The organism is Spirosoma aerolatum, from assembly GCF_002056795.1.
Lineage (GTDB): Bacteria > Bacteroidota > Bacteroidia > Cytophagales > Spirosomataceae > Spirosoma > Spirosoma aerolatum.
In genome coordinates, this window is sequence record NZ_CP020104.1 from 62916 (window position 1) to 80166 (window position 17251).

A 17251-nucleotide genomic window follows, 5' to 3' on the forward strand; every position below is an offset into this window, starting at 1 on the left:
GAATTAGTGAATGATTGAGGGATAGAGTAGCCTATCATTTTCAGCTATTCAATCATTCACTAATTCAATCATTCAAAATTAACCCATGCGCGACTATTATACTCTGAAAATCAATTGGCCCGCCGGGATCGTATCGCCAGCGTCGTTGCAGAATGTGTTGACGCTGGCTTACAAAGCTCACGTACGAACGGTACGGTTTGGGGCGCGTCAGCAACTGTTGATGACGGTGCATTATGAGGATATGCGCTTTTTGGAAAAAGACCTCAAACAACAGGCCATTGCTTATGAGGTTAATACGGAGCAGTTCCCGAACATTATCAGTTCCTATTGTGGCGAAGAGGTGTTTCGGACGGGAGCGTGGCTGCATGAAAGCGAATACCATACCGTACTGGATCAGTTTGACTACCAGCCCCGGCTCAAGGTAAATCTGTCGGATTCGAATCAGAGCTTTACGCCTTTTTTTACGGGCAACCTCAATTTTATTGCGTCGCCGGAGCCGCATTTCTGGTTTTTATATATACGTCCGAAGCAAACCAATACGCTATTCCGCTGGCCAGAATTAATTTATACCAACGATATTGGCCGACTTGCCAAGGCCGTGGAAGAAGCGATGCTTGATCAGGGATACCGCGACGAGTCATCACTCTATCCGGCTGTTACCGACGGGCAATCATTTATTACGCAGCGGGCTACGCAGGAGGTTGAACTTCCCGAATTTTCATTGCCGTACTATGAAGGATTCAACCGATATGGCCAGCGATCGTGGCTAGGATTGTATCGGCGAGACGAAGAGTTTTCTATCCAGTTCCTACTGGATGTTTGTGCTTTGTGTTTGAAAACGCGCATCGGCGAATTATGCGTTACACCCTGGAAGTCTCTCATTATAAAGGGTATCGAGGAAAAAGGTCGGGCTGGCTGGTCGTATATATTGGGTAAGCATAACATCAACGTGCGCCATGCTGCCAACGAACTGGCCTGGCAAACAGAAGACCATTCAGACGAAGGGACAGCCTTGAAAAAATACATTCTGGGCTATTTTGAAAAACAGGATACACGCACGTTCGGGCTGTGTTTTGGTATCCAGACCCGTCCTAAGTCAGAAGTATTTGGGTCCGTACTGATTCGCAGACGGCCTCTATTCCAGATTGGGCAATTGGCTTTATTCAGCCTGTACGACATTTATTATACCGAGAATTTTAACCCCAACAGCCGGGTATACCGTCGGTTCGAAAAAGGACTCTTCAAAGTTCATCTGCCCAACCAGTTAAACCGCCTATGTCGGAAATTCAATGCTGGACGATCGGAGGAAAAGCGGGAAATCGATCGTGTCGAAACCGAAAAGTCGGAACAGACCTCGCTAAATGAGTACGTTGTTCATCAGTGCCCTCATTGCTTCACCATGTACGATGCTCAGTACGGCGATGAACGGCAGGGAATACCCGCTGGAACAACCTTCGATAACCTCCCAGGCGATTATGTTTGCCCTACCTGCGATGCCCCAAAATGTGAGATGTGTGAGGTAGTGCTGGAAGCTGTATAGTTAGAAAATAAGTTTGGATTTCTGCCTCTAGGGGTCAATTTGAATGCAACGAATCTATTACGTAAGTACTCAAGCGCCAATTGTTTGTCGTATGTTACAAGGGCTTTTTTATCATGCTTGATTTGAAATGTTTACCCGTTATGAAACCAGTTGCCGTAGTACCAACTTTCTTCGAATTTGAAAGCGATTTTGTCGATTCGCTTCGTTGCATTCCCATGATTGTCCGGTATAAACTCGATACCTGCGGCATCAAACTAAAACTGCCCGAGTGGGTAAAGCTCACCGTTGTCGAGAAAGCCCGTCTGGCCGAACAACCTTGTTATAACTCTGCCGAGATCGCGCAGTATCGACAGGATTTAATCGATCTGGTTCAACGTCGTTGCCACCATACCGTTAGCGAGTTGGGCGAGGTGAATCCAACCTGGGCATATCTGGGTGAAGTCCCAGACGAAGTACAGCTAAAAGCACAGGAATGGGAATGTACACCTCTAACCCTACAACAATGGCTTCAACTCGATGTATTACAGCGTTTTGCGCTAGTAAAGTTGAGTCGATCAGGCCACGAAGGAGCAAATTTCCCAAGGGCAATGCGGGAGTTTCTTTTATTGAGTGATTAAGTGAAAAGCTGACGCATACTTTTCACTCAATCACTCATTCGCTCAATAAAAATGTGTAGTATTAATCTGTGGATCAGCAGACACAGGAGCTAAAACGACAAATCGAACGCATTCTGCATTGGGAACCCTCGTCACACTGGCGATTGCGAGACTTCGTACACCTACGTGATCTCGTGTTCAGCCAGACTAATCAGGAGTTGAACGTGGACGATTTGCAGGCTTTCTGGCAGGTCTCAGAGATTCCGTCAATAGCGTTTTTAGATACCCTTACCCATTTTATTGAGTACGAAGGCTGGGGTGATTTCTGCCATCGGAACCAGGTCAGCGAAATGGTTCCAGTCAGGCCCGATGCATTTCATGCCCGTAGTTGGGAAATTCCAACGCGGTGGATTATTATTATCTGCTGGTTATCAGCGATTGCTTCCATAGTCGTTTCCATTTTGTTAATCAGGCACCGATAAACGATTCAATCGACTAACTCGTTATAGTTTAGTAATCAATCAACCCGCCTACTACGGCCAACTATGGTACGTTTTCCGATATTACTTAACCTGCTATGCGGTGTATCGCTGGTCGTTGCTCAGCCTGCGCCAAAACCAAAAACCGTTGCTAAACCAATAGCGTCCCAGGCTGGTAGCCTTAACCTGAACAGTCCAATTCCGGTCGACCCAGCCGTAAAAGTGGGTAAGCTGCCCAATGGTCTGACGTATTATATCCGTAAGAATGCCGAACCTAAAAACCGCGCTGAACTCCGGTTAGTGATTCGGGTGGGTTCGGTACTGGAAAATGATAACCAGCAGGGGCTGGCCCATTTCATGGAACACATGGAATTCAACGGCACGAAGAACTTTCCCAAAAACGAACTGGTCAATTACCTGCAATCGGCGGGCATTCGCTTTGGGGCCGACCTGAACGCGTATACAGGATTCGACGAAACGGTTTACCAGCTTCCTGTGCCGACCGACTCCGCCAATGTGTTCAATAAAGCCTTTCAGATTCTGGAAGACTGGGCGCATAACGCCACCATCGACCCTGCCGAAGTAGATAAAGAACGGGGTGTCGTACTGGAAGAACGACGTCTCGGACGGGGAGCGGGCCAGCGGATGCGCGATAAGTACTTTCCGGCGCTGCTTAATAATTCACAATACTCCAAACGGCTGCCCATTGGTACTGAACAAGTACTCACGACTTTCAAAACTGAAACTCTGCGGCAGTTCTACCATGACTGGTACCGTCCCGACCTGATGGCCGTTGTGGCCGTTGGTGATTTTGATGTGAAGCAGGTAGAAGGCATTATCCGGGAGAAGTTTGGCCGGATTCCAGCCGTTAAAAATCCAAAACCACGCACCGAGTACGATATTCCGTCGCACAAGGACACCAAAGTGGTTATCGTGACCGATCCCGAGCAGCCTAATACAGTCATTCAGGTGATTTACAAGCGCCCGGAAATTAAGGAGAAAACGCTGAACGATTTGCGGGAAAGTATTAAGCGTGGCCTGTTCAATACCATGCTCGGCAATCGGATTCAGGAATTAACCCAGCAGGCTAACCCCCCTTTCTTGGGAGGCTACAGTAACTATGGCGATTTCCTGGGTAATCTGGATGCGTTTACCTCGATTGCCGTTGCCAAAGGTGGCAATGTGGAACAGGCAATCCGGGCTGTACTCAACGAAAATGCCCGCGTTAAGCAGTTCGGTTTTACGGCTACCGAACTGGAACGGGCCAAACAGGAATTCATGACCAGTGTGGAGCAAGCCTATAGTGAACGGAACAAGACCCGTTCGGCCAGCTTTGTGAACGACTACGTGCAGAATTTCACAGAGAAAGAACCCTACACCAGCATCGAATTCTATTATGACTTCCTGAAAAAAGAACAGCCGGGTATCAAATTAGCCGAAGTGAATGCGCTGGTCGATCAGTTTATCCACAACGATAACCGGGCCGTTATTGTAATGGCTCCTGAGAAAGAAAAAGATAAGTTACCTACCGAAGCACAAATTCTAAGCTATATCGACGATGCTGGTAAAGGGCTGACGGCTTATGAAGATAAAACCGTCGATAGCCCCTTGCTGGCGACCCAACCAACAGCTTCGCCGGTCGTAAACGAAAAAAAGATCAGCGATATTGGCGTAACCGAATGGACAGTGAAAAATGGCGTGAAAGTGGTGCTGAAGCCTACCGACTTCAAAAACGACCAGATTTTGTTTTCGGCTAATAGTTTTGGGGGAACGTCTCTCTATAACCTTAAGGATTTTCAATCAGCCCGGTTTTCCTCTACCCTAACGGCTATGGGTGGAACGGGGGCTTATAACCAGATTCAACTGGGGAAATTTCTGGCGGGTAAACAGGTCAGCGTCTTTCCGTATGTGGGTGAGTTGAGCGAAGGTGTCAATGGCAGTGCGGCCCCGAAAGACCTGGAAACGGCTTTGCAATTACTGTACAGCTATTTTACCCAGCCTCGTAAAGACCCTGACGTGGTAAAAGGTTTCCTGTCGAATCAGCGCAGTGCGTTGCAGAATCAGATCAATACGCCTACACCTCAAAAGGTATTTCAGGATACGGTATCGGTAACGCTGGGCGCTAACAATCCCCGTCGTCAGCCGCTGACGCCCGACGATCTGGACAAAATTGATCTGGACCGCGCTTTGCAAATTTATCAGGAACGCTTTGCCAATGGGGGGGACTTCCGGTTTTTCTTTGTCGGTAATTTTAAAGAAGATCAAATCAAGCCGCTGATCGAAAAATACCTGGGTGGTCTACCGGCTTCCGATAAGTCTGAAAAATTCAACGACCTGGGTATTCGGATTCCATCGGGGCAGATCAGCAAAACGGTGTATAAGGGCCTTGACCCCAAAGCATCGGTGCAACTGGTATACAGTGGCGATCTGACCTGGTCGCCTGAAACAACAACACAACTCGACGCGCTGGCCGAAGTATTGGAAATCAAATTAATTGAAAAGCTTCGGGAAGAAGAGAGTGGCGTATATGGGGTAGGGGCAAGCGCTGCTTATGCAAAATATCCAGTGCCACGTTATACCTTCCGGATCAACTTCGGTTGTGGCCCCGAAAATGTCGAAAAACTGATTGCTAAAACGCAGGAGCAGATCAACGAGTTGAAGCAGAAAGGAGGCCTACCCGCCGACATTGCTAAATTCAAAGCCGAAACCCGCCGGGAAACCGAAATCCAGTTGAAAGACAATCAGTTCTGGCTCGGCTATTTACAGAACCAGTATTACAATGGCGATGCCCCCGACGAAGTCCTGCACGAAAATGAACAGTTGGACAAAGTAACCGTCGAAAGCACAAAGGCTTCGGCCAATAAATATCTGGGTCAAAACTTTATCCGGTTAGTATTGATGCCGGAAAAAAGCCGTAAATAAGGGCTGCAGTTTAAACTAAAAAGCCACTGATATTCAGTGGCTTTTTAGTTTAAACTGCAGGATCTCTTTCAGAATTATATAGGTTGCTACCGCCAGCACGAACCAGCCAAAACCTTTTTTTAGACGGTCAGGTGGGATAAAGCGGGCTAGATACATCCCAATAAAAATACCGATGATGGATAATCCGGTAAAGGGCAGCAGAAAATTCCAGTTAAGATCGGTATGGTGAATGTCGCCCAGAAAGCCTACGAACGAATTAACCGCAATAATTAGGATGGAGGTGGCTACGGCCCGATGCATGGTCAGTCCGGCCAGCAAAACGAGCATTGGTACAATCAGAAAACCGCCACCGGCTCCAATCGTACCTGTCAGTAGCCCTACCGACAGGCCATCGAGGGCCAGATTACCGTAACGGGGCTTTCCATCAGCAGCCTCCCCCTGTTCGGGCCGTTCGCTCCGAATCATAGACCGAGCGGCCAAAATCATAACAATCGCGAAAAAATAAAGGATGGCATCACTTTTCGAGAGCCGAAAGTGCTCAAACTGAAACAAAGGGTCGGGTAATGTAGGGACCAGAAATCGTCGGGTAAGGTAGACAGAAATAAATGAGGGCAATGCAAAGGCAGACGTCACCCGTAAGTCGACCTGACCTTTCCAGATATGATTGACCGAGCCGACTAATGAAGTAGAGCCTACTACAAATAGTGAATATGTCGTCGCTAGTACAGGAGGAATCTGGAAAACGTACACAAAAATAGGAACCGTCAGAATCGATCCCCCTCCTCCGGTCAAGCCAAGTACAATTCCGATAATGAGGGCTGACGCATAGCCGATAGCTTCCTGTGTATGCATGCAACGCAAAAGTACGCTCCTTAGACCAGATATGTAGTCTATAGAGTAATGAAAAATGCCCCCTGATCCATGACCAGGGGGCATTTACTAATCGAAGTAAAATCGGTTTACTCTTCTGGGTTATTCAAATTACTGTGCTTGCGGCTATAGGCGAAATACACGATAAGGCCGATGATACACCAAACAACGAAGGTGATTTTTGTATCGGTACGCAGGTTCCACATCAGGTACAGATTCGCCAAAATGCCACAGGTAGCAATGACAGGCAGGACTGGTGTACGATAGGGGCGTTCCAGATTTGGCTCCCGAACGCGTAGCAGCCAAACGGCTCCACAAATCATGGCAAACGCGAACAGGGTCCCCGAACTGGTTAACTGCGATACTTTATCGATCGGAGTAACGGCTGCTACAATCGAAACGATGGTCCCGACAAAGATGGTACTCTTCCAAGGGGTTTTAAAGGTAGGGTGAATCGACGCGAATAGCCCTTTGGGTAAAAGACCATCTTTGGCCATGCCCAGAAAAACGCGGGTTTGTCCCAGCATCATCACCAGCATTACAGAGGTTAGACCGGCAATAGCAGCAATCGTAATCAGGTACACCGCCCAGGTTAAGCCAGCATCGGCAAAGGCCTGCGCAACAGGCGCTTTCAGGTCCAGTGTGTCGTACTTAACCATACCTGTCAGTACCAGCGAAACCAAAATGTATAGAGCCGTACAAATCAGAAGCGATGCAATGATAGCGAATGGAACGTCTTTCTTTGGATTGATGGCTTCACCAGCTTGTGTCGAAACGGCATCAAAGCCGATATAAGCAAAGAAAACGATACCAGCTGCCGTAACGATACCGGGAACACCAAAATGGGTTTGGCCTGTATCGTCGGTAACGGCATTCGGAATAAATGGGGTCCAGTTGGCAGTATCGACAAAGAAAGCCCCGGCAATGATCACAAAAATGACTGTTGCTACTTTTAGCATCACAATCAGGTTATTGGTGCTGGCAGCTTCTTTAATACCCTTCACAAGGATGTAGGTCACGACCCATACAATCAGTAGGGCGGGCAGGTTGATGGCAAATGTAAAATCGGGGACAGCAGTACCGGCAGCCCGCAGTGCATCGGCTTTTTCATGGGCGGTAACCGGGTCGTTCATAAGCCATAAGGGCGGTTCTATATGGAATAAATGGAGGAATTTCTCAAAATATCCCGACCAGCTCACCGCTACAGTAGTAGCGCCCATCATGTACTCCAGAATAAGGTTCCAGCCGATGAGCCAGGCAAACAATTCACCAACAGTGCCGTAAGAGTATGCATAGGCCGAACCTTCAACGGGCAGGATTGATGCAAATTCAGCATAACATAAGGCGGCAAACGTACAGGCAACCCCTGCAATAACGAAGGCTAATGCCAGTGCGGGGCCTGCCCATTCGCGGGCAGCAATCCCAGTCAATACGAAAATGCCACCACCAATAACGGCTCCAATACCTAGAGACGTTAGTCCCCAGCGGGTTAGTACACGTTTTAGTTCACTTTTCTGGGCATCTGCCGCATAAGCCGAAAGCGGCTTCTTACGCATGACGCTGGTATCAACTGTTTTTAGTTTAGTCTCCATGTAGGGAAATAGAGTTTGGTGATTGTGTCGTTTGGAAAAAGATTCTTGGGTGAAACGGTTGGGAAAGATACGAAAAAAAAGAGCGAAAGAGCGAAAGAGTGAAAGAGCGAATAAAATTGCCAAATGGCTTTCGCTCTTTCACTCTTTCGCTCTTTCGCTCTTTACCTTACGATTGTGAAGGGCGAATCAGCGGCTTTTTGTCTTTCTTTTCTTTTTTCGTAGCCGTAAACTCTTCGGGCGTAGCAGCCGCTTTCGTGGTGAAGTCGGCTGGAATAGCGTCGAAGCCTGTTTTCTTCTCAGCGATGGCTGAGGCAGCCGTATCTTTATCCTGATCGCGGCTCAGGGCATCAACCACAATTGGCGTAGCAACGAACAGTGATGAATAGGTACCGACAACAACACCAATCAGCATAGCAAACGAAAAGCCCCGAATGGTTTCGCCCCCGAAAATGAAGAGGACCAAAAGGACCAGAATCGTTGAGAAACCCGTTACGGCCGTGCGACTCAGGGTACTGTTCAGCGCGTTGTTGATGATGGTCGGAATGCTTTCTTTCTTACCCCGGTTTTCGTTCAGGTATTCACGAACCCGGTCGAACACCACAACTGTGTCATTCATCGAATACCCCATAATCGTCAGCAAAGCACCCACAAACGCCTGGTCAACATCCAGCGAGAAGGGTAATAAGCCATTGAAAATCGAGAAGATAGCCAAAATAATCAATACGTCGTGGAACATCGCAACCACAGCGCCGTAACCAAACGCCAACCGCTTGAATCGGATCAGAATGTAAACGAACACGACCGCTACCGCCAGCAGAATTGACCATACAGCCGAGGTCATAATATCGTTGGCAATAGTTGGCCCCACCTTCTGCGAGCTTTCGATTTTTGCTGGATTACCTTTCAGGCTGCTTAGGCCTTTGTAGATAGCGGCTTCGGCTTTCTTGTCAGCGCCCTGCGAGTTATCATCAACCAGATAAGGCGTTGTAACTTTTACCTGATTGGCTCCAATACCCGTACCGCCGTAGGTTTTTACCTCGGGCGATGCGCCCAATACACCTTCCAGCGAGTTCCGAACGTCGTCGGTGCTGACCGATTTCTCAAAACGGATTACGTACGAACGTCCACCTTTGAAATCTACTCCTAGTCCGAACCCTTTGAAGATAACCGAGATAATACCGGCTGCGATGATAGCCGACGAAATCGTATAATACAGTTTCCGGCGCGATACGAAGTCGAAGTCGGAATCTTTAAACAGGTTTTTAGCCCACGACGAAGTAAAGGTCAGCGTCTGACCGTTGCGGATATAGTATTCCAGAATCAGGCGGGTGATAAAGATAGCTGCGAACAACGACGTCAGAATACCGATAATCAAGGTCGTAGCAAAGCCCAAAATCAGACCCGTACCGAAAATGAAGAGGACAATACCCGTCAGGAAGGTCGTTACGTTTGAGTCGATAATTGACGACATGGCGTTTTTAAACCCATCAGCAACGGACACTTTAAACGTCTTACCTTCAGCGAGTTCTTCTTTAATGCGCTCAAAAATCAGTACGTTCGCATCCACGGCCATACCAATCGAGAGTACGATACCGGCAATACCCGGCATGGTCAGCACAGCACCCAGCGAAGCCATAACGCCTAGCAGGAAGAACAGGTTGACAATCAGGGCCAAGTCGGCAATAAAGCCAGCTCGGTTGTAGTAGAATACTACAAACCCTAATACAAGCAGAATACCGACAATAGACGACAGAACCCCAGCGCTAACCGCTTCTGAACCCAGTGTGGCGCCCACAATACTTTCTTCAACAATATTGGTTGGGGCAGGCAGTTTACCGGCTTTCAGTACGTTGGCAAGGTCTTTCGTTTCTTCAACGGTGAAGTTACCCGAAATGCTTGAACGACCATTTGGAATTTCATTCTGTACGTTTGGAGCTGTATACACCAGGTTATCCAGCAGAATAGCCACTGGGCGACCTACGTTGGCGGCTGTCAGGTTACGCCATTTGCGAGCACCTTCGGCATTCATGTTCATGGTCACTTCGGGGCGGCCACGGTCATCGTAATCGTTGGTAGCGTCGGTGATCACATCCCCTTCAAGCGGAGCACGTCCACCTGATTTTTTCAGGAAATAAAGTGGTAGAATCTCTTTGCCATCCGTTGCTTTGAACGCTTTCCGATCCCAGGCAAACACGATGTCGGCCGGAAACAGGTTACGGATCTCAGGCGTATTCAGAACGGCGTTGGCCCGTGCTGTATCTTTTAGGTAAACACCCAGTTGGTCTTGGCCAACTGGCAAGAACAATTGAGTAAGTGCATTGCCCTGAGCGGCTGCGGCTGCCGTGTCGTTTTTCGCTTTGCTGGCCGAATCGGATTTGTTACCCTGAGCGAGTTGCGACTCCAGGCTCGATGTACCTGAGGCTCCTTTGGTAGCCGTGCCAGTTGCTGGCGAACTGGTTTTTAGTGCGGTTTTCCGGGCGGCTTCTTCGCGTAAGAGGTAAGCACCAATGCCTTCGATAGCCGGAGCCAGTTCGTTCAGGCGGTAAACTTCGGTAAACTCTAGTTTAGCAGCACCAGTCAGCAGGCGACGGATACGCTCTGGATTATCGACACCAGGTAATTCAATCTGGATACGACCAGAACCTGGCAAACGCTGAATGTTTGGGTTGGCTACCCCAAATTTGTCAACCCGTGCCTGAATAATCTGGTAAGCTCGTGTTATGGCGTCTTCAACTTCGGTATTCAACAACTTCCGAACTTCCGTATCCGACGACTGGAAGTTGATTTTGCTGCGGTTCGCACTGGTTGCGAAAACGGTTGCCAGCTTAGTGTCTGGAGACAGTTTTTTGAACTCATCAGCAAACAGATCCACAAATTTGGCGGTGCTGGTTTTCTGATCCTCCTGCGCCAGTTTCAGCGCCTGATTGAATTTCGGATCGCGATTATTGCCCGACAGGCCACGCAGAATATCGGCAGGCGACACTTCCAGAACAACGTGCATACCGCCCTGTAAGTCAAGACCCAGGCCTAGCTCACGTTCAGTTACTTCCTGGAGCGTGCTGCCCAGATAAACGGGCTCTTTCCACAGCGAATCCAGATAATGCTGTTTTTTGTTACGGTCAACAAGCCCCTGCTTGTTGGTTGCATAAGCTTCAGCATCCGCCTTAATGCTGCGCGAGACGAAGGTAAATGACAGGAAGTAGAGGCAAATGGCCGCAATAACCCCAGTCAGAATTAGAATTCCGGTTTTGTTTTGCATTGGTTTGCACAGGCAAACGCCTGTTTTGACATAAATTGATTTAGAACAAAAATTGCTTCAGCCAATCAGATTGACCGAAAAACGGGTGGGTACTGACAAAAAGGAAGAAGCCCCTGGTGAGAACTAGGGCGCATTGGTGGCAATATGGTGCCCGAAGACGTGCCTGAAATACGAGAAATAAAAATGCGGCAGGGTAAAGTGCTGAAGCAATACAACGCTCAGCAGCAGCAGAATCACAAGCGTCGGTTCGGGGAGCAGAAAAGCGGTCTGGCCCGATTCACCTACTTTTATTGCGGGGGTAACGACCGCTTCAAATTGGGCCGCGCTCAGTTGGGCATTGGATGAAGGAGCATCCGTCGCTTTGCCCGATTTCGATTGTTGGGCAACCGGCTTGGGCGTCACCAACTGCTTTGCCTGAGCGGTATTGCCATGCCCCCATATGGCTGTAAACAGCAGTAGGGTAGCCAGCAGCAGGCTCGAAAAGCGTTGTATGACTCGCGGTTGGTTCATAAATTTCCTTAGCGGATGACAAATTTCGTACCAATTCGGGAGGAATGCAAGTAGTTTTCGGTTGAAAAAATAATCTGCTACCTTGCACTCATGAATCTGCATGAATTTATCAAATTGGCCTTAGCCGAAGATGTTGGCGATGGCGATCATACTTCCTTAGCAACGATTCCGGCCGATGCCCAAAAACGAGCCCGGTTGCTGGTGAAAGAAGTGGGTATTCTGGCGGGCGTTGAGGTAGCCAAAGCTATATTTGCTGAAGTTGACCCAACGTTTGTGATTGATGTGCTGATGCAGGATGGAGACAGCATCAAACCCGGTGATATTGTGTTGACTGTCAGCGGCAACGCTCGAAATATCCTGACGGCCGAGCGATTGGTTCTTAATTGTGTGCAGCGTATGAGCGGCATTGCGACGCATACACGTGAGTTGGTCAATCTGCTCGAAGGTACACGGGCGAAGTTGCTGGATACACGGAAAACAACACCTAATTTTCGCATCTGCGAGAAAATGGCGACGAAGATTGGTGGGGCTGTAAACCACCGCTTTGGTTTGTACGACATGATTCTGATAAAAGATAATCACGTCGATTATGCAGGTAGCATCGAAGCTGCTATAACTAAAGCTGTTACCTATTTAAAGGACACAGGGCGTTCGCTTCGAATCGAAGTAGAAACCCGCAATCGGGCAGAGGTGGAAGAGGTTTTACGGGTTGGCAAGGTCGATGTTATATTGCTGGATAATTTCACCCCTGAAGGCATTCGTGAAATGGTCCGCCTGATCGATGGTCGATATGTAACCGAAGCATCGGGAGGTATCGACGAAACCAATCTCAGAGCGTACGCCGAAACGGGGGTTGACTTTATTTCGTCCGGTGCCCTGACGCATCAGATCAAAAGTCTGGATTTGAGCTTGAAAGCATATTAAGAGTCAAGCCTGGTCATGAGTAGCGGGCATTGTGAGCAACGTCTAGCTACTCATGGCTTTTCTTAAGCATTTTAGACACTCTCTTATGTTGCCGGGTTTTCGTCAATGCCCAGGCGAGGTAAGGCGGGGTTCAGGATACGCGGAACAATTTTCAGTCGAAACACGCGCATACCTGCCATGGTAAAGTCACAGCTATAAAAATCCCGCTGTTTTACACCCCGATAAACAGCTGTATAGTTAACCTTCGGTGGCCAGTTGTTAAGGGCCAGTTCAGCCGTAATCGCATCGACCGCTTTCCGTAGGTTTGAGAAAAAAATTACGGTTGGTTCACGCTGACGAAGGGTAGTCAATGAGCCAACATAATTGATCGTCACTTCATAAATTGTCTTTCCTGTAGGCCTTACGTCAGCCATCATTTTTGCCTTTTGATTTAATTTTCTGATAAAAGTAATCCATGAGTCGAATAATTGAAAAATAATTAAACTATTTTTCAAAGTACGAACTAAATGAAGCCTAATGGCGTTTTACTTACAATTGCGCTAATCAACTCCCGACTGTGAAAAACGGCCGGGATTTTTTATTGATATTGGTCTAAAAAGCAAAGGAGCGGTAACCACACAGGCTATCGCTCCTTTGCTGGTATATCGTGTGATTACTACTTCTTATACATCACCGATTCAACGGCCTGTAAGGTACGTTTTACGTTGGGCAGAATCGCTTCGATAAGCGTTGGTGCATAAGGAAGGGGCAGATCCATGCTGTTGACCCGAATGACTGGAGCATCCAGATAATCGAATGCGTTTCGCTGAATGTTGTAGGTTAATTCCGACGAAATGGCTGCTAGCGGCCAGGCTTCTTCGACAATCACACACCGGTTGGTTTTCTTCACCGAGTTGATAATGGTAGCATAATCGATTGGACGAACCGAACGCAGATCGATTACTTCAGCCGATACACCATTTTTGGCCAGCTCATCAGCAGCCGCTAATGCTACTTTCATGATCTTACCGAACGAGACAATCGTTACGTCGTTGCCTTCCCGAACTACATTGGCCTGGCCAATCGGAATCAGATACTCTTCTTCGGGAACCTGCCCTTTGTCGCCATACATTAACTCCGATTCCATGAAGATGACCGGATCATTGTCGCGAATGGCTGATTTCAGCAGACCTTTGGCATCGTAGGGGTTTGAAGGAACCACGACTTTCAGGCCAGGTGTATTGGCAAACCAGTTTTCAAAGTTCTGCGAGTGCTGCGACGACAGCATACCAGCGTTTCCGGTAGGGCCCCGAAACACAATCGGGCAGGAATACTGCCCGCCCGACATCGACATAACTTTAGCCGCTGAGTTGATGACCTGATCAATCGCCACCAGCGAGAAGTTGAAGGTCATAAACTCAATAATGGGGCGTAAACCATTCATGGCCGAACCAACACCAATGCCTGCGAAACCAAGTTCGGCGATAGGGGTATCGATTACCCGTTCTGCTCCGAATTCGTCCAGCATACCCTGGCTAACTTTATAGGCTCCATTGTATTCGGCGACTTCTTCGCCCATCAGGTAGACTAGTGGGTCCCGGCGCATTTCTTCCGACATGGCCTCCCGTAGGGCTTCGCGGAACTGTATTTCTCTCATATTGAGTGCATTAATTTCGGTTAGTAACTTACCCAATTACACTACTGCATCGGGTGCAGGGGCTAAAAATCAGCCAAAATTAGGCAAAATGCCCTGATTCATCAAATCCGATCAAAAGCTTTCCCGGATCTTAAACCAGTACGCTTATAACGAGGAAAAAATTAGCTGGTTTGGTCTGTCTTTATACATCCGTATAACCATAATGGTAATCATACCAAGCTAAGCCTTAGACTGTTTTCTGTCATTCCGAGGAACGAGGAAGCTTCGGGTGAGGAAGAAATACAATACTTATCCGAAGCTTCCTCGTTCCTCGGAATGACAGAAAACAGTCTAAGGCTTACTTTACAGTGTATTAATGCAGTTCAGACAACGGCAATTGTTAAAGATTGTCAAAGAATGTTAACGAATCCTAATATCATCAACCGCTGGTTTTTGTCGCATTACTTTTGCTCAGTAGCTAATTAGCCATTGAAGTTTGATTCTGTAGTTATGAAAAACCTTTGCCTGATTCTTTTTTATTTATCACCGTTTCTTTCCTTTAGCCAGTCGGGCATAGGGCAAATTCGTGGGGTACTGATTGATTCACTAACGACCAAGCCTATTCCTTTTGCCACAGTAGCGCTTAAAACCGCAGATAATAAACTCATTACGGGTGTAACGACGAAGGAAAATGGCGACTTCCAGTTCGAAAAAATTGTTGTCGGTGCCTATAAACTGGAAATTTCCTTTGTAGGGTATCGTACCAAACTATTGGACTCTATCAGGATAACGACGGAGAAATCATGGATCGATTTAGGGCAAATTAAATTGGTAGTTGATACGCGGAATTTGAAAGAAGTGGCTGTGGTGGGGCAGAAAGCCCTGGTCGAAGATAAAGGTGATCGATTGGTTTATAATGCGGAAAAAGATGCAACCAATACGGGCGGTACAGCCGCTGATGTGCTTCGTAAAGTACCGATGCTTACGGTTGACTTGGATGGAAATTTAAAAATGCGGGGTAGCGGCAATATTAAAGTGCTGGTGAATGGAAAGCCTTCCAGTATTATGGCTCGTAATCTGGCTGACGCACTTAAACAGATGCCAGCCAACATTATTAAATCGGTGGAAGTCATTACGAGTCCTGGTGCAAAATACGATGCTGAAGGATCGGCAGGGGTTATCAATATTATTACGAAGAAGGCTATTCAGGGAACAAATGGTACTGTTAATCTGACTGGGGGAAATTTAAATCGATCAATTGGCGGGAATCTGACAGTAAAAGGTAAAAAGCTGGGCGTTGCGATTTCACTGAATGGCGACCAGTTTCGAGGTATTGGCGAAACCAGCAGCACGCGTACGGCTCTCACGAATGGGATCCCGACCAGTATGTTAAAGCAGAGTACGTTTCGCGATAACACGGGAACGAGCGGTTACGGAGAATTGAGCGTTGATTACGATCCCGATACGACGAACCGAATCAATTTTTCGGCCAACGCTTGGGGTGGGACTTTCCCCAATAATAGCACACTAGATAGCCGCCTGACTGATATACAGGGAAATGTAGTGCAGGCTTATCACCGTGATATTCAGTTTCGAAATCCTTTTGGTAATACGGAGTTTAATCTTGGCTGGACCAAATCGTTTAAGAAGCCAGGGCGGGAGCTTTCGGTCTTAACACAATATGCCCGGATGCCCGACAACTATTACTATACCATCCAGCAAACCGGAATTGAATCGACGATACCGACGTATTTGGAGCGAAGTACAAATCTCAGTCGCAACAATGAATACACGTTCCAGACAGATTACATCCATCCGTTGACGGCTCGAACGAAACACGATACGCTTAGTTTTAAACTGGAAGCTGGGGCCAAGTCAATCTTACGAAACATCGGTAGCGAGTATGTTATCGAACAGGCAACTACTGGCCTGGAACAGGATTACAGAATTGATCCAAATCGATCCAGTGAGTTTACGTATAGTCAACGGGTTACGTCGGGGTATGCGTCGATGAAAATGGACTCAAAACGAAAGTGGAATCTGACAGCAGGGGTCCGGCTTGAAAATACGTCTATACAAGGCGATTTTGTCACAACGCAAAGTCGATTCTCCAATCAGTATCAAAACCTGATTCCGAGTTTTACGCTGGCGAAAACCTTCCATAACAAGCATACTGTGAAGGTTAATTATACCCAACGGATTTCTCGCCCAATGATCTGGTATTTGAATCCATACAAAAACTACAGCGATCCCAAGAACGTCCAGACAGGTAATCCATTTTTAAATCCCGAATTGACCCATGCTACAGAAGTGTCGTACAGCACATTTGGGAAAGAAGGGTCTTCATTCAATGCGGCTTTATTCTGGCGGCAGACAAACAACTCCATCGAATGGCTGACAACGGTCGATGCGCAGGGAACGGCCTTGTCGGCACCACAGAATATTGGGCGAAATGCCAGCTATGGTGCTAACATGAGTGTTACGCTTCAGCCTAACAAACAGACCAATATTAGCCTGAATACCGAACTTACTTACGTCGATTTAACAAGCGTAGCGCTTAATCAGCGCACCAGCGGTTGGGTATGGAGCGTGGGGCCTAATGCGTCGTATAAATTACCCAAAGATTTCACCTTGCAGGCGAATGGCTACGTTAATTCAGGATGGATTTCGCTACAAAGCCGTAATTCGGGCTGGTATTATTACGGCTTGTCGGCAAAAAAAGAATTGATGGATAAAAAAATCACGCTGACACTCAACCTCAATAATCCATTCAACCGAAGTAATCGGCAAACTGGCGAGCAGTTTGCTCCTACTTTCACGGCACAAAATACGTCGCTGTTTGTCAATCGCTCGGTACGCTTGACCTTGAGCTATAAGTTTGGCCAGATGAGTTCAGGAGGCAAACAAAGCAAAAAAATAAGCAATGACGATGGCCGTCGATAAC

12 protein-coding genes are annotated in these 17251 nt (G+C 47.6%); 6 read left to right on the forward strand and 6 right to left on the reverse strand.

The features are described 5' to 3' along the window. The first annotated feature begins 85 nt into the window (after positions 1-85). The 4 genes from B5M13_RS00265 (at position 86) to B5M13_RS00280 (ending at position 5537) form a co-directional block, all read left to right on the forward strand. Entirely contained in the window at positions 86-1540 is a 1455-nt protein-coding gene (locus B5M13_RS00265) for a rubredoxin (RefSeq protein WP_080053760.1), read from the forward strand. 140 nt (positions 1541-1680) lie between these two features. Then, positions 1681-2157 (forward strand): nitrate reductase associated protein, encoded by a 477-nt coding sequence (locus B5M13_RS00270; protein ID WP_080053761.1) that lies wholly within the window; start codon positions 1681-1683, stop codon positions 2155-2157. A 68-nt stretch (positions 2158-2225) separates the two neighbouring features. Continuing rightward, complete coding sequence (locus B5M13_RS00275) at positions 2226-2618, forward strand: hypothetical protein (RefSeq protein WP_080053762.1); 393 nt, start codon at positions 2226-2228, stop codon at positions 2616-2618. A 63-nt stretch (positions 2619-2681) separates the two neighbouring features. Further along, on the forward strand, positions 2682-5537 hold the full coding sequence (locus B5M13_RS00280) for a M16 family metallopeptidase (protein ID WP_080053763.1): 2856 nt from the start codon (positions 2682-2684) through the stop codon (positions 5535-5537). A gap of 33 nt (positions 5538-5570) precedes the next feature. Here the strand turns inward: B5M13_RS00280 and B5M13_RS00285 are convergent, their stop codons facing one another. The 4 genes from B5M13_RS00285 to B5M13_RS00300 all read right to left on the reverse strand — a co-directional run bounded on the left by B5M13_RS00285 (position 5571) and on the right by B5M13_RS00300 (position 11768). Next, a complete protein-coding gene (locus B5M13_RS00285; RefSeq protein ID WP_080053764.1) occupies positions 5571-6389 on the reverse strand; it encodes a sulfite exporter TauE/SafE family protein in 819 nt (272 codons plus the stop codon). A gap of 107 nt (positions 6390-6496) precedes the next feature. Then, complete coding sequence (locus B5M13_RS00290) at positions 6497-7999, reverse strand: APC family permease (RefSeq protein ID WP_080053765.1); 1503 nt, start codon at positions 7997-7999, stop codon at positions 6497-6499. 166 nt (positions 8000-8165) lie between these two features. Next, positions 8166-11258 (reverse strand): protein translocase subunit SecDF, encoded by a 3093-nt coding sequence (gene secDF, locus B5M13_RS00295; protein WP_080053766.1) that lies wholly within the window; start codon positions 11256-11258, stop codon positions 8166-8168. 123 nt (positions 11259-11381) lie between these two features. After that, entirely contained in the window at positions 11382-11768 is a 387-nt protein-coding gene (locus tag B5M13_RS00300) for a hypothetical protein (RefSeq protein WP_245859628.1), read from the reverse strand. Between the two features lie 90 nt (positions 11769-11858). Between B5M13_RS00300 and nadC the strand changes: the two genes are divergently transcribed. Further along, positions 11859-12692: a carboxylating nicotinate-nucleotide diphosphorylase gene (gene nadC / locus B5M13_RS00305; protein ID WP_080053767.1), complete on the forward strand. Its 834-nt coding sequence runs from the start codon at positions 11859-11861 to the stop codon at positions 12690-12692. An 83-nt stretch (positions 12693-12775) separates the two neighbouring features. On the opposite strand, the gene B5M13_RS00310 is transcribed toward nadC, so the two are convergent. Together B5M13_RS00310 and B5M13_RS00315 are read right to left on the reverse strand one after the other, a co-directional pair. Beyond that, on the reverse strand, positions 12776-13105 hold the full coding sequence (locus B5M13_RS00310; protein ID WP_080059736.1) for a hypothetical protein: 330 nt from the start codon (positions 13103-13105) through the stop codon (positions 12776-12778). A 242-nt stretch (positions 13106-13347) separates the two neighbouring features. Next, a complete protein-coding gene (locus B5M13_RS00315) occupies positions 13348-14328 on the reverse strand; it encodes a pyruvate dehydrogenase complex E1 component subunit beta (RefSeq protein ID WP_080053768.1) in 981 nt (326 codons plus the stop codon). Positions 14329-14817: 489 nt separating this feature from the next. Here B5M13_RS00315 and B5M13_RS00320 point away from each other — a divergent pair, with 489 nt between their 5' ends. Further along, complete coding sequence (locus tag B5M13_RS00320) at positions 14818-17250, forward strand: outer membrane beta-barrel family protein (protein WP_080053769.1); 2433 nt, start codon at positions 14818-14820, stop codon at positions 17248-17250. The last annotated feature ends 1 nt before the right edge of the window (position 17251 follow it).

Excerpts from the sequence above, each read along its gene's own strand:
- B5M13_RS00265 (WP_080053760.1), top strand. The coding sequence starts at position 86 with ATGCGCGACTATTATACTCTGAAAATCAATTGGCCCGCCGGGATCGTA.
- B5M13_RS00270 (WP_080053761.1), top strand. The coding sequence starts at position 1,681 with ATGAAACCAGTTGCCGTAGTACCAACTTTCTTCGAATTTGAAAGCGAT.
- B5M13_RS00280 (WP_080053763.1), top strand. The coding sequence starts at position 2,682 with ATGGTACGTTTTCCGATATTACTTAACCTGCTATGCGGTGTATCGCTG.
- B5M13_RS00285 (WP_080053764.1), bottom strand. The coding sequence starts at position 6,389 with ATGCATACACAGGAAGCTATCGGCTATGCGTCAGCCCTCATTATCGGA.
- B5M13_RS00290 (WP_080053765.1), bottom strand. The coding sequence starts at position 7,999 with ATGGAGACTAAACTAAAAACAGTTGATACCAGCGTCATGCGTAAGAAG.
- secDF (WP_080053766.1), bottom strand. The coding sequence starts at position 11,258 with ATGCAAAACAAAACCGGAATTCTAATTCTGACTGGGGTTATTGCGGCC.
- B5M13_RS00300 (WP_245859628.1), bottom strand. The coding sequence starts at position 11,768 with ATGAACCAACCGCGAGTCATACAACGCTTTTCGAGCCTGCTGCTGGCT.
- nadC (WP_080053767.1), top strand. The coding sequence starts at position 11,859 with ATGAATCTGCATGAATTTATCAAATTGGCCTTAGCCGAAGATGTTGGC.
- B5M13_RS00310 (WP_080059736.1), bottom strand. The coding sequence starts at position 13,105 with ATGGCTGACGTAAGGCCTACAGGAAAGACAATTTATGAAGTGACGATC.
- B5M13_RS00315 (WP_080053768.1), bottom strand. The coding sequence starts at position 14,328 with ATGAGAGAAATACAGTTCCGCGAAGCCCTACGGGAGGCCATGTCGGAA.
- B5M13_RS00320 (WP_080053769.1), top strand. The coding sequence starts at position 14,818 with ATGAAAAACCTTTGCCTGATTCTTTTTTATTTATCACCGTTTCTTTCC.